This is a genomic window from Mesorhizobium sp. DxT (assembly GCF_058448885.1).
The window spans coordinates 121,729-145,108 of record NZ_JBZFLJ010000010.1 but is presented as its reverse complement, the minus strand read 5'-3'; the positions used below and the strand labels follow the sequence as shown (position 1 = coordinate 145,108).

At 63.2% G+C, this 23,380-nt stretch carries 17 protein-coding genes; 11 read left to right on the top strand and 6 right to left on the bottom strand.

Annotation, left to right across the window (positions count from 1 at the left end):
* Window positions 1–61: 61 nt before the first annotated feature.
* The 10 genes from ACVJNE_RS18700 to pyc all read left to right on the top strand — a co-directional run bounded on the left by ACVJNE_RS18700 (window position 62) and on the right by pyc (window position 13,254).
* Window positions 62–955, top strand: coding sequence for a dihydrodipicolinate synthase family protein (locus ACVJNE_RS18700; RefSeq protein ID WP_499568016.1), 894 nt, complete (start codon window positions 62–64; stop codon window positions 953–955).
* Window positions 956–1,041: 86 nt separating this feature from the next.
* A complete protein-coding gene (locus ACVJNE_RS18695) occupies window positions 1,042–2,286 on the top strand; it encodes an NAD(P)/FAD-dependent oxidoreductase (protein WP_499568014.1) in 1,245 nt (414 codons plus the stop codon).
* A gap of 2 nt (window positions 2,287–2,288) precedes the next feature.
* Window positions 2,289–3,290 (top strand): 4-hydroxyproline epimerase, encoded by a 1,002-nt coding sequence (locus ACVJNE_RS18690; protein ID WP_499568012.1) that lies wholly within the window; start codon window positions 2,289–2,291, stop codon window positions 3,288–3,290.
* Between the two features lie 333 nt (window positions 3,291–3,623).
* Window positions 3,624–4,553, top strand: a complete 930-nt coding sequence (locus ACVJNE_RS18685) for an ABC transporter permease subunit (RefSeq protein WP_368803339.1) — start codon at window positions 3,624–3,626, stop codon at window positions 4,551–4,553.
* The gene (gene livM, locus ACVJNE_RS18680) at window positions 4,553–5,932 is read left to right on the top strand and encodes a high-affinity branched-chain amino acid ABC transporter permease LivM (protein ID WP_499568010.1); all 1,380 of its coding nucleotides are present in this window, start codon (window positions 4,553–4,555) and stop codon (window positions 5,930–5,932) included. The genes ACVJNE_RS18685 and livM overlap by 1 nt, the downstream gene beginning before the upstream one ends.
* Window positions 5,932–7,269 carry an ABC transporter ATP-binding protein gene (locus ACVJNE_RS18675; RefSeq protein ID WP_499568008.1) on the top strand — a complete coding sequence of 446 codons (1,338 nt, stop codon included), beginning with the start codon at window positions 5,932–5,934 and terminating at the stop codon, window positions 7,267–7,269. The genes livM and ACVJNE_RS18675 overlap by 1 nt, the downstream gene beginning before the upstream one ends.
* Window positions 7,266–8,003, top strand: coding sequence for an ABC transporter ATP-binding protein (locus ACVJNE_RS18670; RefSeq protein WP_499568006.1), 738 nt, complete (start codon window positions 7,266–7,268; stop codon window positions 8,001–8,003). Before ACVJNE_RS18675 ends, ACVJNE_RS18670 begins: the two co-directional genes overlap by 4 nt.
* 10 nt (window positions 8,004–8,013) lie before the next feature.
* Complete coding sequence (locus ACVJNE_RS18665; protein ID WP_499568004.1) at window positions 8,014–8,346, top strand: DUF6867 family protein; 333 nt, start codon at window positions 8,014–8,016, stop codon at window positions 8,344–8,346.
* 190 nt (window positions 8,347–8,536) lie between these two features.
* Window positions 8,537–9,637 carry a branched-chain amino acid ABC transporter substrate-binding protein gene (locus ACVJNE_RS18660; protein ID WP_499568002.1) on the top strand — a complete coding sequence of 367 codons (1,101 nt, stop codon included), beginning with the start codon at window positions 8,537–8,539 and terminating at the stop codon, window positions 9,635–9,637.
* A gap of 158 nt (window positions 9,638–9,795) precedes the next feature.
* A complete protein-coding gene (gene pyc / locus ACVJNE_RS18655) occupies window positions 9,796–13,254 on the top strand; it encodes a pyruvate carboxylase (protein ID WP_499568000.1) in 3,459 nt (1,152 codons plus the stop codon).
* A gap of 71 nt (window positions 13,255–13,325) precedes the next feature.
* On the opposite strand, the gene ACVJNE_RS18650 is transcribed toward pyc, so the two are convergent.
* Window positions 13,326–14,135: an SH3 domain-containing protein gene (locus ACVJNE_RS18650; RefSeq protein WP_499567998.1), complete on the bottom strand. Its 810-nt coding sequence runs from the start codon at window positions 14,133–14,135 to the stop codon at window positions 13,326–13,328.
* A 250-nt stretch (window positions 14,136–14,385) separates the two neighbouring features.
* Here ACVJNE_RS18650 and ACVJNE_RS18645 point away from each other — a divergent pair, with 250 nt between their 5' ends.
* Window positions 14,386–15,561: an MFS transporter gene (locus ACVJNE_RS18645; protein WP_499567996.1), complete on the top strand. Its 1,176-nt coding sequence runs from the start codon at window positions 14,386–14,388 to the stop codon at window positions 15,559–15,561.
* 20 nt (window positions 15,562–15,581) lie between these two features.
* Here the strand turns inward: ACVJNE_RS18645 and ACVJNE_RS18640 are convergent, their stop codons facing one another.
* The 5 genes from ACVJNE_RS18640 to ACVJNE_RS18620 all read right to left on the bottom strand — a co-directional run bounded on the left by ACVJNE_RS18640 (window position 15,582) and on the right by ACVJNE_RS18620 (window position 23,378).
* Entirely contained in the window at window positions 15,582–15,740 is a 159-nt protein-coding gene (locus tag ACVJNE_RS18640) for a DUF3309 family protein (RefSeq protein ID WP_148913441.1), read from the bottom strand.
* Between the two features lie 111 nt (window positions 15,741–15,851).
* Window positions 15,852–19,031 (bottom strand): efflux RND transporter permease subunit, encoded by a 3,180-nt coding sequence (locus tag ACVJNE_RS18635; protein WP_499567994.1) that lies wholly within the window; start codon window positions 19,029–19,031, stop codon window positions 15,852–15,854.
* A 4-nt stretch (window positions 19,032–19,035) separates the two neighbouring features.
* On the bottom strand, window positions 19,036–20,175 hold the full coding sequence (locus ACVJNE_RS18630; protein WP_499567992.1) for an efflux RND transporter periplasmic adaptor subunit: 1,140 nt from the start codon (window positions 20,173–20,175) through the stop codon (window positions 19,036–19,038).
* A 327-nt stretch (window positions 20,176–20,502) separates the two neighbouring features.
* Entirely contained in the window at window positions 20,503–21,105 is a 603-nt protein-coding gene (locus ACVJNE_RS18625; RefSeq protein WP_499567990.1) for a hypothetical protein, read from the bottom strand.
* Window positions 21,102–23,378, bottom strand: a complete 2,277-nt coding sequence (locus tag ACVJNE_RS18620; RefSeq protein WP_499567988.1) for a xanthine dehydrogenase family protein molybdopterin-binding subunit — start codon at window positions 23,376–23,378, stop codon at window positions 21,102–21,104. The genes ACVJNE_RS18625 and ACVJNE_RS18620 overlap by 4 nt, the downstream gene beginning before the upstream one ends.
* Window positions 23,379–23,380 lie beyond the last annotated feature (2 nt).

Here is a 23,380-nt window from a genome sequence, read left to right as displayed (position 1 = left end):
CAGCGCTTGACAGTCTGCCCATGAACAGATATATCAGTGATATATCAGAAGGAGCAAGGCGATGTGGGCAGGTGTTCTCCCGGCGGTGACGACAAAGTTCACCGAAAACGATGAGCTCGATCATGCGGAGATGGAGAGGTGCTTTTCGCTCCAGATCGACGCGGGTTGCGACGGGCTGATCGTTTGCGGGTCGCTGGGCGAGGGCCCCATGCTGCATGTGGACGAGAAGCTCGCCGTGTTGAAGACGGCCCAAGGCGTCGCCGGGAACAGGCCGGTGCTCCTCACGATTAACGAAGCCGCTACGCGCGATGCCTGCTCGCTGGCCAAGGCGGCCGCGAAGGCGGGAGCGAACGGCCTGATGGTCGTGCCAAGTCCGATCTACCACACCAACCCGGAAGAGACCGTCGCCACGCTCAAGGCTGTCGCCGCCGCAGGCGACCTGCCGGTGATGATCTACTCGAACCGGCTTGCCTATCGCGTCGACGTCACCGTACCGATCATGGCGGAGCTTGCTTCCGACTCGCGTTTCGTGGCGGTGAAAGAGTCTTCCGACGACATCCGCCGCTCCACGGAAATCATCAACGCTTTCGGCGACAGGTTCGATCTTCTGACCGGCGTGGACAACCTTGCCTATGAAGCGCTCTGTGTCGGCGCCGTCGGCTGGGTGGCCGGTCTGGTCACCGCCTTTCCCCGCGAGACGGTGGCGATCTACCAGCTTATGAAACAGGGGCGACGCGAGGAAGCGCTGGCCATCTATCGCTGGTTCCGGCCGTTGCTCGACCTCGACGTGTCGACCTATCTGGTGCAGAACATCAAGTTCGTCGAGGCACTCGCAATCAGATCCAACGAGCGGGTGCGCGCGCCGCGCCTGCCGCTTGCGGGCGAAAGGCGGCAGGCGGCGGAGAAAGTCGTCAGGGATGCTATGGCGACGAGGCCGGAAATGCCGGCGTTCTGAGGCCGGCACCTCAATTCGCAAGCAGTGGGAGTGATGGCTTTGCGGTCTGACCTGTCCTTCACCTCAGCGATGTCGCGCGTGCGGCGATGAGGGAAGTCGATGTCGCGATCATCGGTGCGGGCATTGTGGGTATCTGTGCTGCCGCCAGCCTCGCCGAAGCCGACCGCGACGTCACGGTTTTCGACCGCACCGGCATCTGCGAGGAGACCAGTTCCGGCAACGCCGCTGCGCTGGCTTTTCCCGATGTCCTGCCGCTGGCGCAAAAGGGCATGATGCGGAACCTGCCGCGCTGGCTGGCCGATCCGCTCGGCCCCCTTTCCATACCGCCCTCCTACTTCCCCAGGCTCATTCCCTGGCTGTGGCGCTTCTGGCGTGCCGGTAGTTCACGCCATTACGAGAAGAGCCTCGCGGCGCAGTCGTCACTGATGGCGCTTGCCGAAGCGGAGTGGATGCGAGTGCTCGATGCTTCCGGCACGCGTTCGATGCTGCGCGAAAACGGTGCGCTCGAGCTTTACGAAAGCGATGCGGAGTTCAAGGCGTCCCTCCCGGGGTGGCAGGCACGCGACAGGTTCGGTTTCGAATTTCGCCATGTTGCGGGCGATGAGATGGCGGCACTGCAGCCGGGCCTCTCGCCGCGCTTCGTCAAGGGCACGTTCATGCCCGGCTGGAAGAACGTTGCTGATCCGAAATTGCTGGGTAAGGCCGTTTTCGAGCATGCGCGGCGGCGCGGCAGGGTGGCGTTCGAGCAGCGCAGGGTGGAGGCGATCGCACCGCGCGAAGGCGGCGGGCTGTTGCGGCTGGCCGATGGAGAAGAAGTGCTTTGCCGCTCGCTTGTGGTTGCCGCCGGCGCGTGGTCGCATCGGCTTGCGGCGCCGCTTGGCGACAATATTCCGCTGGAAACCGAGCGCGGCTACAATACCACGCTGCCGGTGAATGCCTTCGACGTGAAACGGCAATTGATCTTCTCCTCCCACGGCTTTGTGGTCACGCCGCTTGAAACCGGATTGCGCATCGGCGGCGCGGTCGAGCTCGGCGGGCTGGACCGTCCGCCCGACTATCGTCGCTCGAAAGCGATGCTGGAAAAGACGCGGCAATTCCTTCCGGGTCTTAAAACCGAGGGTGGGCGCGAATGGATGGGCTACCGTCCCTCGCTGCCGGATTCCCTGCCGGTCATCGGGCGGTCGCGCAACTCCGCCAGCATTGTCTATGCTTTCGGTCACGGCCATCTCGGGCTGACGCAGGCAGCCGCGACGGGTCGGCTTGTGCGCGATCTCGTGACGGGCCAGTCTCCTGCGATCGATCTGTCGCCCTTTTCGCCGCAGAGGTTCTGAGCATGGCTCGCCATTCGTTTTTCTGCATCGACGGCCATACCTGCGGAAACCCGGTGCGGCTCGTCGCCGGCGGCGGCCCGCGTCTCGACGGCACCACCATGATGGAGCGCCGTGCACATTTCCTCGAAGAGTTCGACTGGATCCGCAAGGGGCTGATGTTCGAGCCGCGCGGCCACGACATGATGTCCGGCTCGATCCTCTACCCGCCGACGCGCGAGGATTGCGACATCGCGATCCTGTTCATCGAGACATCGGGGTGCCTGCCGATGTGCGGTCACGGCACGATCGGCACCGTCACCATGGCCATCGAGCACGGGCTGGTGACGCCGAAGACACCGGGCATGCTGCGCCTCGATACGCCGGCGGGGCTCGTCGTGGCCGAGTATCGCCAGGAAGGGCAATATGTGGAGGAGGTGCGCATCACCAACGTTCCTTCCTTCCTTTACGCCGAGGGGCTGGAGGTGGATTGTCCGGACCTCGGCCGTCTCGTCGTGGATGTCGCCTATGGCGGCAATTTCTATGCGATCGTCGAGCCACAGCAGAATTTCTCCGATATGGCGGCGTATTCCGCTGGCTCGCTGATCGCATGGAGCCCGGTGCTGCGACAGAGGCTGAACGAACGCTATGAGTTCGCGCATCCGGACAATCCGGAAATCAACCGGCTCACCCATATACTATGGACGGGAGCGCCGACGGTCGAAGGGGCCGATGCCCGCAACGCGGTCTTCTATGGCGACAAGGCCATCGACCGTTCGCCCTGTGGCACCGGCACGTCCGCCCGCATGGCGCAACTGCATGCCAAGGGCAGGCTGAAGCAAGGCGACGATTTCGTACACGAGTCGATCATCGGTTCGCTGTTCAAGGGCAGGGTGGAAAAGGAGACACAGGTGGCCGGCCGGCCGGCAATCGTGCCGTCGATCGGCGGCTGGGCACGCATGACGGGGCTCAACACCATCTTCATCGACGACCGCGATCCGTTCGCGCACGGTTTCTCGGTTTTGTAGGGCCTTGCGTATGGTCGGCTTCAACCATGAACCGCAATTCAGGGAGCCGTCATGCGATGCAAGAAAACGCCGATATCTATCCATTTTTGACGCTTGTTTGCGTGGCAGCGTCAATATTCGCCGTGCCGAGACAAGGACATTGCGTTGGGCCGGTGCTAGCTTCCGCCTTGGTCCAAGGGGCGGATGGCGAAAAAGCGCACAGCCGTTCGACGTTGCCGGAACTGTCCGGCCGCCGAATTTAAGCGTTGCAATCCAGCCTCGACATAATAGGACTAGGGGAACCAAAGAAAAGGATGCGTCGTCCCGGCGACATCCTCGAGGGGTCGCGTAACAATGGAATATTTCGTCCAGCAGCTCATCAACGGGCTGACGCTTGGCTCCATCTATGGCCTGATCGCGATCGGCTATACGATGGTCTACGGCATCATCGGCATGATCAACTTTGCTCATGGAGATATCTTCATGATCGGGTCGTTCATCGCCCTGGCAACCTTCCTGGTGCTGACGACGGTGCTCGGTTTTGCCTTCCTGCCTGTGGTGCTCCTGATCGTTCTGATCGTGTCCATGCTGTTCACCTCCGCCTGGGGCTGGACCGTGGAGCGGCTGGCCTACAGGCCGCTGCGCGGCTCCTTCCGGCTGGCGCCGCTCATCACCGCGATCGGCATGTCGATCGTTCTGCAGAATTTCGTCCAGGTCACGCAGGGCGCGCGCGTCAAACCGCTGCCGCCCCAGATTCAGGGCGGCATCACCCTGATGGAAGGCAACACGGAAAACGGCGCGATCGTCGTCCAGCTTTCCTACATGCAGATCATCATCATCGTCACGACGCTGGTACTGATGACGCTGTTCACGCTGCTCATCTCGCGGACCTCGCTGGGCCGCGCGCAGCGCGCCTGCGAGCAGGATCGCAAGATGGCCTCGCTGCTGGGCGTGAACGTAGACCGGACGATCTCGCTGACTTTCGTGATGGGCGCAGCGCTCGCCTCGGTCGCGGGTCTCATGTTCCTGCTGCTCTACGGCGTGATCGACTTCTATATCGGCTTCCTTGCCGGCGTGAAGGCGTTCACCGCGGCCGTGCTCGGCGGTATCGGCTCGCTGCCGGGCGCCATGCTCGGCGGGCTTCTGATCGGGTTGATCGAGGTCTTCTGGTCCGGCTATTTCAGCGTTGAATACAAAGACGTCGCGGCGTTCTCGATCCTTGCCATCGTGCTGATCTTCCTGCCTTCGGGCCTGCTCGGCAAACCGGAAGTGGAGAAGGTCTGATGTCGACGGTTTCCACCAACGTGAATCCCGAGAATTCCTTTCAGGCATCGATCAAGGATGCGCTTCTGGCGGCATTCCTCACCGGTGTGCTCGGCTTCTATTTCCTCGCCTTGCGCACGGATATCGCGCCCGGCGGCCTTGCGGTCACCACCCGCTGGGGGCTGTGGTTTTCGGCCATCGCTATCGTCTTTGCCGGACGCCTTCTGCTCAACCTTTTCGTCTGGCGCACCGACAAACCGGTTACGCGCGGGCTTCTGTCGGCAAGCGCGGGTGTGGGCACGGCTTTGCCGGACCTCGGAAAATGGCTCGGCCGCGCACTCTTCGCTTTCGCGGTGGTTCTGCCGTTCTTCTTCATCATTTTCTTCCCCGGGCAGCAGCGCCAGTATATCGACCTGGCCATCCTGATCATGACCTACATCATGCTCGGCTGGGGCCTGAATATCGTGGTTGGCCTCGCCGGCCTGCTCGACCTCGGCTACGTCGCCTTCTACGCGGTAGGGGCCTACTCCTTCGCGCTGCTGTCGACGCATTACGAGTTCATCGGCTTCTGGACGGCGCTGCCGCTTGCCGGCCTGCTCGCCGCCTTCTGGGGCGTGATCCTCGGCTTCCCGGTGCTCAGGCTGCGCGGCGACTATCTTGCGATCGTGACGCTTGCCTTCGGCGAGATCATCCGCGTGGTGCTGCTGAACTGGTACGAATTCACCGGTGGACCGAACGGCATCTCCGGCATTCCGAAGCCGACATTCTTCGGGCTTGAATTCTCGCGCGGGGAAGGCGGGTTTGCCGATTTCTTCGGGCTTGAATTCTCGACGATTCACCGTTTCGTCTATCTCTATTACATCATCTTCCTGCTTGCGATCATTACCAACATCGTCACGATGCGCCTGAGGCGCCTGCCCGTGGGCCGTGCCTGGGAAGCCTTGCGCGAGGACGAAATCGCCTGCCGCTCGCTCGGCATCAACACGACGAACACCAAACTGACGGCGTTCGCCATCGGCGCGATGTTCGGCGGTTTTGCCGGTTCGTTCTTTGCCACGCGCCAGGGGTTCATCTCGCCGGAGAGCTTCACCTTCCTGGAGTCGGCGATCATCCTGGCGATCGTGGTGCTTGGTGGTCTCGGATCTCAGATCGGTGTCGTGATCGCCTCGATCGTGATGATTGGCGGCATCGAGATGCTGCGCAATATCGGCTTCCTGAGCCAGATATTCGGGCCCGGCTTCGACCCGACCCAGTACCGCATGCTCATCTTCGGCCTCGCCATGGTGCTCATCATGGTCTGGAAGCCGCGCGGACTGATCTCGACGCGTGAACCGTCGGCCGTGCTCAAGGAGAAAAAGAAAATCGGCGCGGACATGGTCGCGCAGGGCGAGGGGCACTGATGAGCGCTGCAGCTATCAGGAAGCCGGTCGAAGGCGCACCGGCCAAGTGGGACGAGGATCCGGTCCTGACCGTCGAGCATCTGACGATGCGGTTCGGAGGTCTGGTTGCGATCAACGATCTTTCGTTCAATGTCGGGCGCGGCCAGATCACCGCGCTGATCGGACCCAACGGCGCGGGCAAGACAACCGTCTTCAATTGCGTCACCGGCTTCTACAAACCGACCGAGGGGCGCATCGTCATGCGCCACGGTCCGGGCCGCCAGCAACAGGCGATCGACACGCTTACCCAGGGCGGCCTGAAATGGCAGGCGACCGGGGAAGGCGCGGTCTTCCTGCTCGAGCGGATGCCGGATTTCGAGATTTCGCATCAGGCAAAAGTGGCACGAACCTTCCAGAACATCCGTCTGTTCGGCGGCATGACGGTTCTGGAAAACCTGCTCGTCGCCCAGCACAACGTCCTGATGAAAGCGTCGGGTTTCACGCTCGGCGGCATTGTCGGCATTCCGTCATTCCGCAAAGCGGAACAGGCGGCGATCGACAAGGCTGTCTATTGGCTGGAGCAGGTCCATCTGATCGAACGCGCGGACGATCCGGCCGGCGATCTGCCTTATGGCGCGCAAAGGCGCCTTGAGATCGCGCGGGCGATGTGCACCGAGCCGCAGCTCCTGTGTCTCGACGAGCCGGCCGCCGGCCTCAATCCGCGCGAATCGGCCGAACTGAACGAACTGCTGCAGTTCATCCGCGCCAATCACGAGACGTCCATCCTGCTCATCGAGCACGACATGGGCGTGGTGATGGAGATTTCCGATCACATCGTCGTACTCGACTATGGCGTGAAGATTTCCGACGGCGACGCCGATTTCGTGCGCAACGACCCGAGCGTCATCGCCGCCTATCTCGGCGTCGAGGACGAGGAAATCGAAGCGGTCCCCGAGGTCGCGTCTCTGGTCGTCGAGGCGATCGGCGAGAATGCTGCAAAGGACGTCGGCATCAAGGCGGCCACCGTGCCTGCCGCCGCCGCGGTTGCGGAAACGGCCGAGACCGCTGACCGCGAAACCGCCAGCCATCCGGGCAAGCGCCCGAGCGGCCTTGCTGCTGCGCGGGAAGGGGGGCCGGACAGACTGACGCGGATCAAGGGCGTGGGCCCGGTCAACGAGAAGAAGCTCAACGGGCTGGGCATCTGGCACTTCGACCAGGTGGCGTCGTGGAAGAAGGCCGAGGTTGAATGGGTCGGCTCCTACCTTGCCTTCCCCGGGCGTATCGAACGTGAGGAATGGGTGAAGCAGGCGAAGGCGCTGGCAAAATCCGGCAAAGGCAAGACAGGGGGCGCGAAATGAGCACGACGGCGCAAACCCCGTTGCTTTCAGTGCGTGGTGTCGAGACCTATTACGGCAAGATCGTCGCGCTGCGCGGCGTCGATGTCGACGTCAATCGCGGCGAGATCGTCACTCTTATCGGTGCCAACGGTGCCGGCAAGTCGACGCTGATGATGACGATATGCGGCAGCCCGCAGGCGCGCGCCGGTTCGGTTATCTACGACGGCACGGACATCACCATGATGCCGACGCACGAGATCATGCGCCTGGGCATCGCTCAGTCCCCCGAGGGGCGGCGCATATTCCCGCGCATGACGGTTCTGGAAAACCTGCAGATGGGCGCGCAGCTCGTCGCTCCGGAGCACTTCGACGACGACCTGCGCAAGGTCTACGAACTGTTCCCCAGGCTCAAGGAGCGCGCCGCGCAGCGTGGCGGAACGCTCTCTGGCGGCGAACAACAGATGCTGGCTATCGCACGCGCTCTGATGAGCCGTCCGAAACTTCTGCTGCTGGACGAACCGTCGCTGGGGCTCGCGCCGCTGATCGTGAAGCAGATCTTCGAGGCTGTGAAGGAGCTCAACCGCACCGAGGGCCTGACGGTCTTTCTGGTCGAGCAGAATGCGTTCCATGCGCTTAAGCTGGCGCATCGCGGCTATGTCATGGTCAACGGCAACATCACGATGAGCGGAACGGGCGCCGAACTGTTGAAGCGCGAGGAGGTGCGTGCCGCCTATCTCGAAGGCGGAAGGCACTGAGGGGCGAACAATGGAAAATCAGAACACGCTGATCTGGGAAGTCACGATCTGGGAGTTCGTCTTCGTCACGGTGTTGCTGGCCGGGGCGGCAGCTTACATGACGGGAAGGGCGCTCGCGAATTCATGGCTGGGGACGGGGCATATCATTGCCTATATGGTGCTGCTTGCCGCGGCGACGCGCTTCATCCACTTCGCGTTGTTCAGCGGAACGCTGCTCTCGCCCTATTATTATCTCGTCGACCTCGTGGTGCTGCTGGTCATCGCCACGATCGGCTTCCGGGTGACGCGATCCAAGCAGATGGCGAGGCAGTATGGTTTTCTCGGTCGAACGCAGGCCGGTTAACCTTGCCGAACGGCAAGACCGCCGCTGTCTGCTGCGGCGCCGAAAGTTCGGCGTAAAAGCCTTTATCTCAACGGGAAATTGGGCTTTTATGTCGGTTCAAGCGGGTAGGGAACACCCGCATGCCGCCGGGCAGGGGCATTCGACACCAACCTCGCCGGCGCCGGTTTGTCAGGTGTTAATGGGAGCAATCATGAAAAAAGCACTCTTGGCGGGCGTTGCGCTCAGCTTCGCATTCTCCACCCCCGCGCTTGCGGAGATCCTCATCGGCACCGCAGGTCCGATGACCGGGCAGTACGCGGCGTTCGGTGAGCAGATGAAGGCTGGCGCCGAGCAGGCCGTGGAAGACATCAACGCCGCCGGCGGCGTCAACGGCGAGATGCTGAAGCTCTTCGTCGGCGACGATGCGTGCGATCCGAAGCAGGCAGTCGCGGTCGCCAACCAGGCGGCGGGCGAAGGCGTGGTCTTCATGGCCGGTCACTTCTGCTCCGGCTCCTCGATCCCGGCTTCGTCCGTTTATGCCGAGGAAGGCATCGTCCAGATCTCGCCGGCTTCGACCAACCCGACCTTCACCGACGAGCGTCCGGGCGATGGCGTCTTCCGTGTCTGCGGTCGCGACGATCAGCAGGGCGACGTTGCAGGCGCGTTCCTCGTCGAGAACTTCGGCGACAAGAAGGTCGCTTTCGTCCACGACAAGACCGCTTACGGCAAGGGTCTCGCCGACGCCACCATGGCAGCTTACGAGGCTGCGGGCGGCACGCCGGCGCTTTACGAAGCCTACACCGCCGGTGAAAAGGACTACACGGCGCTCGTCTCCAAGCTGAAGGCCGAGGGCGTTGGCGTCCTCTATGTCGGCGGCTACCACACCGAGGCCGGCCTGATGATGCGCCAGATGAAAGAGCAGGGCATGGACACCGTGTTGGTGTCTGGCGACGCTCTTGTCACCGACGAGTATTGGGCGATCACGGGCGACGCAGGCGAAGGCACGCTGATGACCTTCTCGCCGGATCCGCGCAAGAACCCCGACGCAGCGCCGCTCGTTGAGAAGTTCCGCGCCAAGGGCGTCGAGCCGGAAGGCTACGTGCTCTACACATACGCCGCTGTCCAGGCATGGGCTGAGGCTGCAACCACGGCTGGCTCGACCGACTTCGACCCGATCGTGACGGCGCTGAACGACGGCAAGTTCAACACGGTGCTCGGCGAACTAGAGTTTGACGACAAGGGCGACGTGACGTTGCCCGGCTACGTCTTCTATGAGTGGAAAGACGGCAGCTACGACTATCTCGAGCAGTAAGACACTCGATTAATCGGTGTCGAGCGGCCCGGCGCGCAAGCGCCGGGCCGTTTCGCGTTGCAAGACGAACGAATCTTGCTTCAGCTTGAGGTTTGCAGTGCAGCAAATTACCGCTAAGGAAAGCAGATCGTCCTACCAGCACCAACGGAGAGCCACCTTTGAAGATCAGGAAGCTGCTCGTCGCCAACCGCTCCGAGATCGCCATCCGCGTGTTCCGCGCAGCCAATGAGCTGGGCATCAAAACCGTCGCCATCTGGGCGGAAGAAGATAAATATTCGCTTCACAGGTTCAAGGCAGACGAGAGCTATCCGATCGGGCGCGGGCCGCATCTCGCCAAGGACCTTGGCCCCATCGAGAGCTACCTTTCGATCGATGAGGTCATCCGAGTCGCCAGGCAGGCGGGTGTCGACGCCATCCACCCCGGCTACGGCCTTCTGTCTGAAAGCCCTGAATTCGCGGAGGCCTGTGCCGAAGCTGGCATCACATTCATCGGCCCGTCGCCGGAGACCATGCGGCGCCTGGGCAACAAGGTTGCTGCGCGTAATCTGGCCGTCGAGGTCGGCGTCCCGGTCGTGCCGGCGACGGAACCGTTGCCGGACGACATGGAGGCGGTCAGAAAGATGGCGGCCGAGATCGGTTATCCGGTCATGCTGAAAGCCTCCTGGGGCGGCGGCGGACGCGGCATGCGCGCGATCCGCGCGGAGGAAGACCTGGCCCGCGAGGTTACGGAAGCCAAGCGCGAGGCGAAGGCGGCGTTCGGCAAAGACGAGGTCTATCTCGAAAAGCTCGTGGAGCGCGCGCGCCACGTGGAAGTGCAGGTGCTGGGCGACACACATGGCAATGCGGTGCATCTGTTCGAGCGCGACTGCTCGATCCAGCGCCGCAACCAGAAGGTCGTGGAACGCGCCCCGGCGCCCTATCTCGACAACGAACGTCGCGCCGAGCTTTGCGGCTATGCACTGAAGATCGCCGAGGCCACCGACTATGTCGGCGCGGGCACGGTCGAATTCCTGATGGATGCCGATACCGGCAAGTTCTACTTCATCGAGGTCAACCCACGCATCCAGGTCGAGCACACCGTCACCGAGGAGGTGACGGGCATCGACATCGTCAAGGCGCAGATCCACATCCTCGAAGGCGAAGCCATCGGCACGCCTGCGTCGGGCGTTCCTGCACAGGGAGACATCAAGCTCCATGGCCATGCCCTGCAGTGTCGGATAACGACGGAAGACCCGGAGCAGAACTTCATCCCCGACTACGGCCGCATCACCGCCTATCGCGGCGCGACGGGTTTCGGCATACGGCTCGATGGAGGCACGGCCTATTCAGGCGCCGTCATCACGCGGTTCTACGACCCGCTGCTGGAAAAGGTCACGGCCTGGGCGCCCACCGCCGAAGAGGCGATCGCACGGATGGACCGCGCGCTGCGCGAGTTCCGTATCCGCGGCGTGGCGACCAACCTCACCTTTCTGGAAGCCATCATCGGCCACGAGAAGTTCCGCGACAACACATACACCACCAAGTTCATCGACACGACGCCGGAACTGTTCAGCCAGGTCAAGCGGCAGGACCGCGCGACCAAGCTGCTGAACTATCTGGCCGATGTGAGCGTCAACGGTCATCCGGAAACGCGGGGCCGGCCGAGACCCAATGCCGAAGCCGCCCCGCCGCGCGTGCCCTACGTCGACGCGCCGATCCCGAATGGCAGCAAGCAGACATTCGACGAACTGGGTGCCGACGGTTTCGCGAAATGGATGCGTGCACAAACGCGCGTGCTCATGACCGACACCACAATGCGCGACGGCCACCAGTCGCTGCTGGCGACACGCGTGCGCACGCACGACATCGCCGGCATCGCCGGCGTCTATGCGCGCGCGCTGCCGCAGCTTCTCTCTCTCGAATGCTGGGGTGGGGCCACGTTCGACGTTGCGATGCGGTTCCTCACGGAGGACCCGTGGGAGCGGCTCTCACTGGTGCGGGAGGCAGCACCCAACCTTCTGCTGCAGATGTTGCTGCGCGGCGCGAACGGCGTCGGCTACACCAACTATCCCGACAATGTCGTGCGCTATTTCGTCAAGGAAGCGGCCGCTGGAGGGATCGATCTCTTCCGCGTGTTCGACTGCCTGAACTGGGTGGAGAACATGCGCGTCTCGATGGATGCCGTGCGTGAGGAAGGCAAGCTCTGCGAGGCGGCCATCTGCTACACCGGCGACATCCTCGACCCGGACCGCGCCAAATACGACCTGAACTATTATGTCTCGCTGACGCAGGAACTGGAGCAGGCCGGCGCGCATATCATCGCGGTCAAGGACATGGCGGGGCTTTTGAAGCCGACCGCGGCAAAGGCACTGTTCAAGGCGCTGCGCGAGGCGACCGACCTGCCGATCCACTTCCATACGCACGACACCAGCGGCATCGCGGCTGCAACCGTGCTCGCTGCGGTCGAGGCGGGTGTGGATGCGGTCGATGCGGCCATGGATTCCTTTTCCGGCAATACCTCCCAGCCTTGCCTCGGCTCGATCGTCGAGGCGCTGCGTGGCGACGCGCGCGACCCGGGGCTCGACCCCGAGTGGATCAGGAAGATTTCGTTTTACTGGGAGGCGGTGCGCAACCAGTACGCCGCGTTCGAGAGCGACCTCAAGGGACCGGCGTCGGAAGTCTATCTGCACGAGATGCCGGGCGGGCAGTTCACCAACCTCAAGGAGCAGGCACGTTCGCTGGGATTGGAAACACGCTGGCATGAGGTGGCGCAGGCCTATCACGACGTCAATCTCATGTTCGGCGACATCGTCAAGGTGACGCCGTCGTCCAAGGTCGTCGGTGACATGGCGCTGATGATGGTGAGCCAGGACCTGAGCGTCGCCGACGTCGAGAATCCCGCCCGCGACATCGCCTTCCCGGATTCGGTGATCTCGATGCTGCGCGGCGATCTCGGGCAGTCGCCCGGTGGCTGGCCCGCCGCGCTGCAGAAGAAGGCGCTGAAGAACGATAAGCCGATCACCGTGCGTCCGGGATCGCTGCTCGCACCGGCCGACCTCAAAAAGGACCGCAAGGAAATCGAGGAGAAGCTGGAGCGGCCGCTTTCGGATGCGGAATTCGCATCCTGGCTGATGTACCCCAAGGTGTTCAGCGACTTTGCCGCCGCGCAGGAAGAGTATGGCCCTGTCAGTGTGCTGCCGACGCCATCCTATTTCTACGGGATGGAGCAGGAGGACGAGATCTTCGTCGACATCGAGCGTGGCAAGACGCTCGTGATCCGCTGCCTGGCCATCGGCGAGACCGACGAGAAGGGCATGGTCACCGTGTTCTTCGAGCTGAATGGCCAGCCGCGCCGCATCAAGGTGCCCGACCGCGCGCATGGCGCTTCCAACGGCAAGGCGAGGCGCAAGGCCGAGCCGGGTAACGCCGCGCATGTCGGTGCGCCGATGCCGGGCGTGGTCTCGACCGTGGCTGCCAATGCGGGGCAGACGGTCAAGGCCGGCGACGTGTTGTTGTCCATCGAGGCCATGAAGATGGAGACGGCGCTTCATGCCGAACGCGACGGCGAAATCGTCGAAGTGCTGGTGAAGGCTGGCGACCAGATCGACGCCAAGGATCTGCTGGTGGTGTACGCCTAGCTATCCAGCGCTGCCCAATTGCCTTCGGCGGGTGCGGAGCGTACCGGGATGGCGGCTTGGCCGCCGTCCGGTCACTCGTAGCTGAGGAATGTCTTGTAGATGTAGCCGGTGCGACCGTCATATCGGACTGAGCACCAATCGCAGTCCGTCTCGGCCTCGATCTTTTCCAGCGCGGGTACAACCAGCAGCACTTCCGAGTCGTCGGCAGGTCCCGAACGCATATTCACATAGCGCGTGGTGGTGGCCTGCTGCATTGAAGACGCGCCGATGGCGCCGATCGATGCGGTTTCTTCTTCGGAGGGGGCTCCGACATCGGCCTCGACCTCGCGGCGCTGGATCGCTTCGAGCTTGGCAATCTCGTCTTCCGACTCCGCGACGGGCACTGAAGGTGCAAAGGCCGAGATGCCGGGCTTGGCTGGCAATATCGACGAGGTGCGCCCCGGATCCGGCTGGAATGCACTGCCGCTGCCAGCCAAGGTAACCGGTTCCAGCAACTGGCCGGCAGATTCGACCGACGGAACGGCCGGTTTTCCTGCGGCTGCCGCAACAACATTCTGATCGGGTGTACCGGACGCGCCGGATGTCTCGGGTTGCGCTGCGACCGGGCTGGCTTGTGCCGCCGGCTGCTCGACATCCGACACGCTGGCCGAAACCACAGCAGGCTGACTGTGATCCTTGCCGGCCTCGCGACCCAGGAACGTTCCCAACAACACGATCAGTGCCAGCCCGCCGACAAGGGTCACGGCGATCGGCGCGGCGGAGGCGGGAAGTTCGGCCCACGTTTCGCGTGACAGACGCGGAAGACGAGGGACGCGCGAGCGGGACCCGAGAGGTGCGAGAAAAGGCTGCTGGACTTGCTTGAACTTGAAGGGACTCTTCACGCTGTTCTCCATGTGGGCGATATGGTGCCCAAACCCGCCTGCCTGCACGAGCGCGCAGGCGGCTATGCCCCTCTCCTTTTGCCTAGTTCCATGGAACCGGAATGTGGCTGCGTTTGGTCGGCTTTGTGGCAATCCGCTTTTCCACAAGCCGCCTGCTGCATTCTGGTCCAATCTTTCTGCGCCTACATGGCCTTGACTGTCGATTAAATCGATTTAGTTTCGCCTGCGATTGATCAGGATGCGGAAATCAATGACGACGGATACGAAACTTGCCGCCCAACGCGGCCGCCTTGCGGTTGCTGCGATGTTTTTCGCCAATGGATTTATCATCGGCAGCTGGGCACCGCAGATTCCGCTGGTGCTCTCGCGCCTCGGCATCACCGAGACGACGCTAGGTCTGTTGATCCTCGTGTTCGGGCTGGGGGCGCTGGTCGCGATGCCCTGGTGCGGCTATCTGATGGCTCGGCACGGCTCGCGCGCGATCCTGCGGGTGTTTGCGGTACTGTCTTCTTTCGCGCTTTTGTTGGTGGCTCTGGCCAACAACCTCTGGCTGATAGCGCCCGCCATGTTCTTCCTTGGCGGCGTGATCGGCGCAATGGATGTGGCCATGAACACCAATGCCGTCGTGGTCGAGAAGCGCCTCGGCCGCGCCGTGATGTCGTCTTCGCACGGCTTCTGGAGCCTCGGCGGCTTTGCGGGCGGCGCGAGCGGCGGGCTCATCATCCAGTCCGTTGGCCACCTCGCGCACGCAGGCATGGTCACTATCGTGGTATTTGCCATCGTGGCCGTGGCAATCGGCATGCTGGTGGAGGGCGAGCGGCCGGCAGCGCAGGAGCATGCGCGCTTTTCATGGCCTTCGAATCCGCTCGTCTATCTTGTCGGCTTCATGGCGCTGTTCTCGATGATCCCGGAAGGGGCTGTGCTGGACTGGGCCGCCCTCTACCTTCAGCAGGAGATGGGCAGCGACATTGCGACGGCAGGGTTCGCGTTTGCCGCGTTCTCGGCGACGATGGCTGCTATGCGGTTCCTGGGAGACGGTGTCCGGAACCGCTTCGGCGCCGTTACCACGTTGCGGGTCTCGGCCCTCATCGCTGCTGCGGGAATGCTGGTCGCGGGACTGGCGCCGCATGCATGGCTTGCGATTGCGGCTTTCGCGTTCTCGGGGCTCGGCATTGCCAACATGGTGCCGATCGCCTTCTCGGCGGCCGGAAACCAGGACGGCATCGAATCCGGCACCGGCATGAGCGTGGTTACCACAATGGGCTATTCGGGCATTCTGGTTGCGCCCTCGGCGATCGGCTTTCTGGGCGAGCGCGTCGGCTTTGCCCTCATATTCGTCGCGCTGTCGGGGCTGCTGGTGGTGGTGAGCCTCATGGCGGGGCTTGCCCGCTCGGCGGACTTCGTGGCTCACCAGCCCGCCGAGTAGGTACTGTCATGTGGGCAGGGTCAGATCCTGCCCATCAGCACTAGGATCAACACGATCACCAGCACCACGCCGAGAATGCCGGACGGGCCATAGCCCCAACCGCGCGAGTGCGGCCATGCCGGCACGGCGCCGAGCAGGATCAATATCAGGATGATGATGAGAATTGTGCCGAGCGACATGATGGTCCCCTTCGCATAGTGGCGTGAAACACGACATAAATGCTGCTTGGAGGGGATTGGTTCCCGGCAGGACGGTTGGCGCCCCCGTGATGATCCGGAGGCGCCTTTTCCTTATTCGGCGGCCTTGGGGTAGGCCACGCCTTCATCGTTTGCGATGGCAGGCTTACCGTCGACATCCTTCGTCTCGACCGTGCCGCCCTTGTCGCGCCTGAATAGGCGCGACAGCAGGCTGCGCTGGCCTTCCGGTCGCTTGTCGCGGGTGAACACCATCAGGGCCGCGGGCGTCACGACGAGCGTCAGCACGGTTGCGAAGGCGAGGCCGTAGACAATGGCGCTCGACAGCGAAATCCACCATTGCGTCGACGGCGCGTTGATCGTCGTTTCGTGGTGGAACAGCTCCAGCCCGAGACCGAAGGCGATCGGCAGCACGCCCATGATCGCCGAGACGGCGGTGAGAACCACCGGACGCGCGCGTTCGCGGCAGGTCTGCAGCACCGCGTCCATTTTCGACCAGCCTTCCTCGCGAAGACGGTCATAGGTGTCGATGAGCACGATGTTGTTGTTCACCACCACACCAGCAAGCGCGATGACGCCGATACCCGACATCACGATGCCGAAGGTCTGGCCGGTCAGCAGCAATCCGAGGAACACGCCGATGGTGGACATGACCACCGTCATCAGAACCAGGAACACGCTGGTGAACTTGTTGAACTGCGCCAGTAGCACGATGAAGATCAGGAAGATCGCCGCGCCGAAAGCGTTTGCGAGGAACGCACTGGCCTCGTCACTCTCCTGGCTGGAGCCGGCGAGTTTCCAGTTCGTGCCGGCGAGCTCCATGCCGCCGACGGCCTCGGCCACCTGTGCCTGGACTTCGGCTACCTGGAAGCCATGGCCGACATTGGCCTGCACCACGATCGTGCGCTGGCCGTCGATACGCGACAGGATACCGGTGCGCGGCTCGGCAACGCGGGAGACGAAATTCGAGATCGGCACCGAACCCTGCGCGGTCTCGACGCGGAGCTGGTCGAGCGTCGACAGCGTGCGGCGATCCTCGGGCAGGCGCAGGCGAATATCCACCGCATCGTCGGCCCCGGCAGGGCGATAGTCGGTCAGCTTGAGTCCGGTGGTGACAAGCTGGACGACGGTGCCGACGGAGGAAGGGCTGATGCCGTATTGGGCGGCCTTGGTGCGGTCGACTTCCAGTGCCCAGTCGACGCCGGGTGGCGGCAGTCCGTCCGAGATGTCGATCACACCGGGCACCTGGGCGATCTTTGCGGCCACGTCACGCGCATGGTCATTGAGGTTCTGGGGATCGGTAGCCGACAGGCGAACCTGAATAGGCTTGCCGGTTGGTGGGCCCGCATCGGGCACGCGCACCTCAACGTCGACGCCGGGAATGCCAGCCATCGCAACGCGCAGGTCATCGAGGATGGCGTTGGCGGACTTACGCTCGCGCCAGTCGACGAACTCGTACTGGATGACGCCGACGACATCCTCGGGGATGTCCTGACCTCCGCCCTGCGTCTTGCCGACGCGGGTATAGACGGATTCGATGCCCGGCCAGCCAAGCAGACGGCTTTCGGCCTCGCTCGTCGCGGCGTCCATCTCTGCCAGCGAGAGATTGCCGCGGGCGTGCACGTACAGCAAGCCGTAGTCGGGCTCCACGCTCGGGAAGAATTCCACGCCGGCGCCGTATTGCGAGTAGGAGTAGAAGACACCGGCGAGCAGGCCCACCGTCAGGACCAGCACGGTGGCCGGGAAGCGCACCGCCTGCTTGACGATCGCCATATACCAGCCGTCGCGATGGGAGCCTTCCGGCTCGACATGCGCCTTGGCGAACATGGCCCCGAGCGTCGGGGTAAAGACCAGCGCATAGAGCATCGAGGCTGCGAGCGTGACGATCAGTGTGATCGGCATGTACTTCATGAAGTCGCCGACGATGCCGGGCCAGAACAGCAGCGGCGAGAACGCTGCGATACGCGTCATCGTCGCCGCGATCACAGGACCCGCCATGCGCTTGGCCGCCAGCTCGAACGCCTGCTCGCGCGGCATGCCTTCCGACATCCGCCGTTCCGCGAACTCGGTGACGATGATCGCGTCGTCCACCAGCATGCCCACGGCAAGGATGAGACTGAACAGCACGATCATGTTGATCGTGTAGCCCATCATCGCCAGCGCCAGGATGCCCATCAGGAATGAGGACGGGATTGCAAGTCCGATCAGCATCGAGGAGCGGCCGGACAGCGAGTAAAGAATGATGATGAAGACCAGGATGACCGCGATGAGCACGTGGTTCTGAAGGTCGTTCAGGAGCTGGTTGACGAAGACCGACTTGTCCTGGGTGTAGGTGACGGTCATGCCTTCCGGCAACTCGGCCGCAAACTGATCCGCGAGTGCCTTCGCGCCGTTGATGGTGTCGACGATGTTGGCACCGGTGCGCTTCTTGACCTCAATTGCGATCGCCGGCGCGCCATTGATGCGCGTTATCGTCTCGGCGTCCTTGTAGGTCGAGCGGATGGTGGCGAGATCCTGCGCGCGCACCACGGCATTGGGGCCGGCGACGATCGGCAGGTTGGCAACGTCCTCGACAGTCTCGATCAGCGAGGGCACCTTGACGGCAAACTTGCCCTCGTCGCCCTCGAGAGCGCCGGCTGCCACAAGGCTGTTGGAGGCCCCGATGGACTGGATCATCTGGTCGAGGCGGAGGCCGTAGGACGAAAGCTTCATCGGGTCGATCACGACCTCGACAAGATCGTCGCGCGCGCCCTGCAGCGAGGCTTCCAGCACGCCCGGAATTTCTTCCATGCGGTCGCGCAGCTCGCGTGCTGCCTTGGTCAGCACACGCTCGGGCACATGGCCGGAAAGCGTGACGACCAGCACGGGGAACTCGGAAACGTTGACCTCGTGAACCGTCGGCTCGTCCGCGCCCTGAGGAATGTCACCCCGGGCGTCGTCGACCTTGCTGCGGGTGTCGTCCAGCGCTGTCTTCAGGTCGGTCGAGGGGTCGAACTCAAGCAACACGAAGCCGCCGCCCTGATAGGCGGAGGAGCGCATTTCCTTGACGCCCTTGATCGTCTTGAGCTTGGTCTCGACAGGCCGCAGCAGCAGACGCTCTGAATCTTCCGGAGAGATGCCCTGGTAGGTAAGGCTCACATAAATGATCGGGATCGCAACGTCGGGCTCGGCTTCCTTTGGCACCGACTGGTAGGCGAGAGCGCCAGCGATGATCAGAAACAGAAGGACCGAGAGGGTCAGTCTTGCGTTGCGTATGGCAAGTTTGACGATGTCCATGAGCTCATTGCGTCCCGCCGGTCGCTTCGCTGACCAGCTTGTTGATCATCTCTTTGTCGGCTTCGACGGGGTTGACGACATCGCCTTCGGTGACCAGCTCCTGGCCTTCCACGATCACCCGCGCATCTGCGGGGATGCCGCCGAGGACAAGGCCTTTGGGAGTGTCATCGACCAGATCGATCGGGTAGAAAACCACCTCGTTGTCGCCATTGACGGCGCGAATGCCGAGGTCACCCGTATTGCTGAGCGTGACAACCGAACGCGGCAGGATCGTTGCGGTCACCGGGTCGGCACGCAACGTGACTTCCGCGGTCATGCCGGCCGGCACCTTGCGGTCCGCATTGGGCGCGGCAACCTCGACCCGGAAGGTGCGGGTGGCGGCGGTCGCATCGCGGCTGATGTAGCGGATTTCGCCTTCGACCGTCATGCCGTTGACCAGGCGAACCTCGGCTTTGTCGCCGGTTTCGACGTAAGCGAGGTCGCGTTCTGAAACTTCTCCGCGAGCCAGGATCGGATCGAGATTGATGATGGTCGCAACCTGCGCGCCCTGGCTGACGGAGCTGCCAAGCTCGACGTCGACCTTGTCGATGATGCCTGCAAACGGTGCCCGCAGCGTGTTGCGGTCAAGTTCGGCCTGTGCCATCTCGAGCTGCGAGCGGGCGGAAGCGAGCGCGGACATCGCGTTGTCGAGCTGAAGCTTGGGCATGCTACCCGTCTTGGCGAGGCGGCTAGCCGCATCGGCCTCGGCCTCGCGCTGGGCAAGAAGCTGGCGCGCGGTTTCGACAGAGGCTTCCTTGCCTTCGGCTTCAAGCCTGGCGATCAGGTCACCCTTCTCGACGCGAGAACCCTGGCGTATCGGTAGGTCTTCGATGACACCGGCCGCGCGTGTAGCAAGAACAGCACGCTTGTCTGCATCGGTCGTCCCCGACAAGCGGATCGCACGGGAATGGTCGACGCGTGGAGGCTGAACCACGGCGACAGTGCGCGGTGGAGCCTGCTCTTCCTGGGTTTCTGCCGGCGTGGGCGCGGCGCCCTCTTCGTCGGCGGCGCTGCCGACCGATGAGAATTCGCCCGTTGCCACCCACGCGGCGGTTGCGATGAGAACGGCGACCGCCGCTATCTTGTGGAACTTGATCTTTGGCATGTTCTTCGAAATCCAGCGAGCGATGCACCGACGGGTCGAATGCCCCTACGGAAGTCGTCGATATGGGGGCACGCTTTGGCCCATTCAATCCAGCGGTCCGCAATCAATGCGAAAAGCACGGGGTTCTACCTCAATTTTGCGGTGCAACATAGTCAGAACTTGTGATCTTCCGATCACTCCTGACAATGGGTTGTCAGCCTTCGCCGCGAAGGACGTTTGACGAACCGGCAACCCGACAGCATCCGTTCAATATTGTATTCGGCTCATCACCACCGGCTGGCACCGGCATTGCAACCTGACCTCAAGACGACATAAAATAAAGACAATTCAAGGACATGGGGCTCCCGCAGCCTCCCATGCGAGAATTGCCTGATAGGTTTCCTCCGCGCTGCCCGGCGCGGGTTCCCGTCCGGGGCCAGGATCCCAGCCCCAGGCAACGAGTGCGTCGTCGCGAACATGCGTGGCGACCTCCTGAAGGGAACGATCGCCGTTTCGCGCCGGGTCCTTGATCTGCTCGCAGATTTCGGCCGAAGTCTTGCCGAACCACACCATCTCCGCCGGCGCCAGATGCCAGTTCTCGGCACCCGGCGGGCCGTGCAGGACCTGCGAATTGGTCTCGAAATGGCAGGTCGAGCAGCGCAGGCCGGCATTGCCGAAACCGGATCCGTCGTCGCCGCGCTGCACGTTGAAGGCGTGGAAACGCGTTCCGCCGTAATGACGGCCCGACCAGCGTGGATGCTCGTCCTCGACATGGCAGTTGGCACAGCGTGGATGGGAGAAAACTGCGTTAACCTTCTCCCATTCCGCAAGCCCGCGTTCGCGGTCGACCACCGGCTCCTGCTGCTGGGCCGTCTGCGCGAAGGAAGCTGCAAACGGTGCCGGCGCAAAGAGGGATACCAGAGCAGCCAGGATGACGGGTTTCGAATTCATGCGAACACGACCTCCTTGCCGAGCGGGAGGGAGCGTATGCGCTTGCCCGTCAATGCGAAGATTGCATTTGCCAGCGCGGGAGCAGCGGGTGGCGTGCCGACTTCACCGACGCCGCCCATCTTGTGGAAGTTCTGGAGGATCGCGACCTCGAACGCCGGAGCCTGATGCATGCGCATGGCATCGAAATCGTGGAAATTCGACTGGTCGACCTTGCCGTCCGTGAAGGTCAACTCCTGTCCCATGGCCGCTGAAAGGCCGAAGACGGCGCCGGACGTCATCTGTGTCTCGATGATGCCGGGGTCGAGCGCCGTGCCGACATCCACGGCGATCCACATCTTTTCCAGCTTGATGCCCACCGGGGTATCGGCGATCTGGACAACCTGTCCGCACCAGCTTCCAAACGAAAGGGTGAAGGCGAACCCTTTTGCCTTGCCTTCAGGCAGAGGTTCGCCCCAGCCCGACATTTCCGCGACCTTGTCGACCACGGCGACGGCCGCCGGAAAGTCGGCCATGAGCTTTCGCCTCATCTCCACCGGATCGATGCCGCCGGCATGGGCGATCTCATCCATGAAAGCCTCGTGGAAGAAGCCGTTGACCGAGTTGCCCACCGAGCGCCAGAAGCTGACCGGGATGGTCAGTGGCACCTGGATCTCCGACACCCGGTAGTTGGGGATCGTGTAGGGCTGATTACGCGATCCGTCGGTGATCGCAGGATCGGAACCGCCAGCCGGCAGGGACGGAAACAGCCGCGACGTCAGCGATGCCATCATGTTCTGCGCGGCGATGCGCATATCGACTGCAACCGGCAGGCCGTCGTCGCCAATGCGCGCCCGGAAAAGACCAGCCGAGGCAGGGCGATAGACCCCGCGTCGCATATCTTCCTCACGGGTCCAGGTCACCTGCACCGGGCGTCCATCGGTCTCTTTGGCGAGGATCGTCGCATAGAGCGCGTAATCCAGTTCGCCGCGCCGCCCGAACGCACCGCCCATCGATGTGGTGTGGACGTTGGTGCGCTCGCCCGGCACGCCAGCGATGTCCGAGCAAAACCAGCGAACGAGCACCGGCATCTGGTTCGGCGCCCAGACATCAAGCACGCCATCTTTCAGGCGTGCGGTGCAGTTCATCGGCTCCATCGGCGCATGCGCCAGGTAGGGAACCGAATATTCGGCCTCGATGACACGCTCGGGCGGCGCGTCGGCGAAGGCTGCGTCCACGTCGCCGTCGTCCCGCATCGCGCTTGCGTCGCCGGATCGCGCGGCATCGGCGATCATTGAGACGATGGCGTCATGGGTGGGGGGATAGGCGGGCTCGCCCCATTCGACATCAATCGCTTCCGCAGCCTTGAAGGCAGCCCAGGTGTTCTCCGCGATGACACCGAAGCCGCTGCCATAGGTCGATTCGATCGGCACGATCTTGATGACGCCCGGCATGGCGGTTGCCGCCGAGATGTCGGATCGAACCGGTTTCGCGCCGAAGACCGGGCTCATGCGCACCGTCGCGAACAGCATATCGGGTTCGCGGACATCGATGCCGAAAATCGGGGCGCCGGTGACCTTGTCGAGCATGTCGACGCGCGGCTGCGGCTTGCCGAGCAGTTTCCACTGCGCGGGCTCCCTCAGGCGCACCTCGGAAGGCGGCGACAGCTCTGCGGCGTCCGTCGCCACGCTTCCATAGGTGAGGCTGCGGCCAGAGGCCTCGTGCACGATGGTGCCGTTGTCGGTTTCGAGTTCCGTGGCTGCAACGCCCAGACGTGTGGCGGCTGCGTCGATCAGCATCGTTCGCGCGGCAGCGCCGGCCTGGCGCATCCTGTCGAAGCCGTCGCGCGCAGCGGTCGAGCCGCCGGTCGCCTGCAGGCCCAGCATCTTGCCCGCAACGCCCATCATTCCGCGTACCGTCTCGGCGGTAAAGCTGTCGTCCCAGAAATTAAAGCCGCCGCCTTCTTCAAGCAGCGCCGCGTTGTAATAGGCGTAAGACGCAGGGCCGTGCTCGACCCTGACGCGGTCCAGCGTCACGTCGAGCTCTTCCGCGACGAAGGCCGCCAGCGTTGTCGAGATGCCCTGGCCCATCTCCGCACGCGGTGCGATGACGGTGATGGTCTCGTCGGTGCCGATTTTAACATACGGGTTGAACGTGACTTCGCCCTCGGCGAGGCCGTCTTCAAGCGGGTTGGGGTAGGGTTTGCGGTAGTAGTAATAGCCGACGGCGATGCCGCCGGCCGCGACCGCTGCCAGCCCGAGAAAGGTTCGCCGGGTGATCGTTCCGAGACGCGACATGG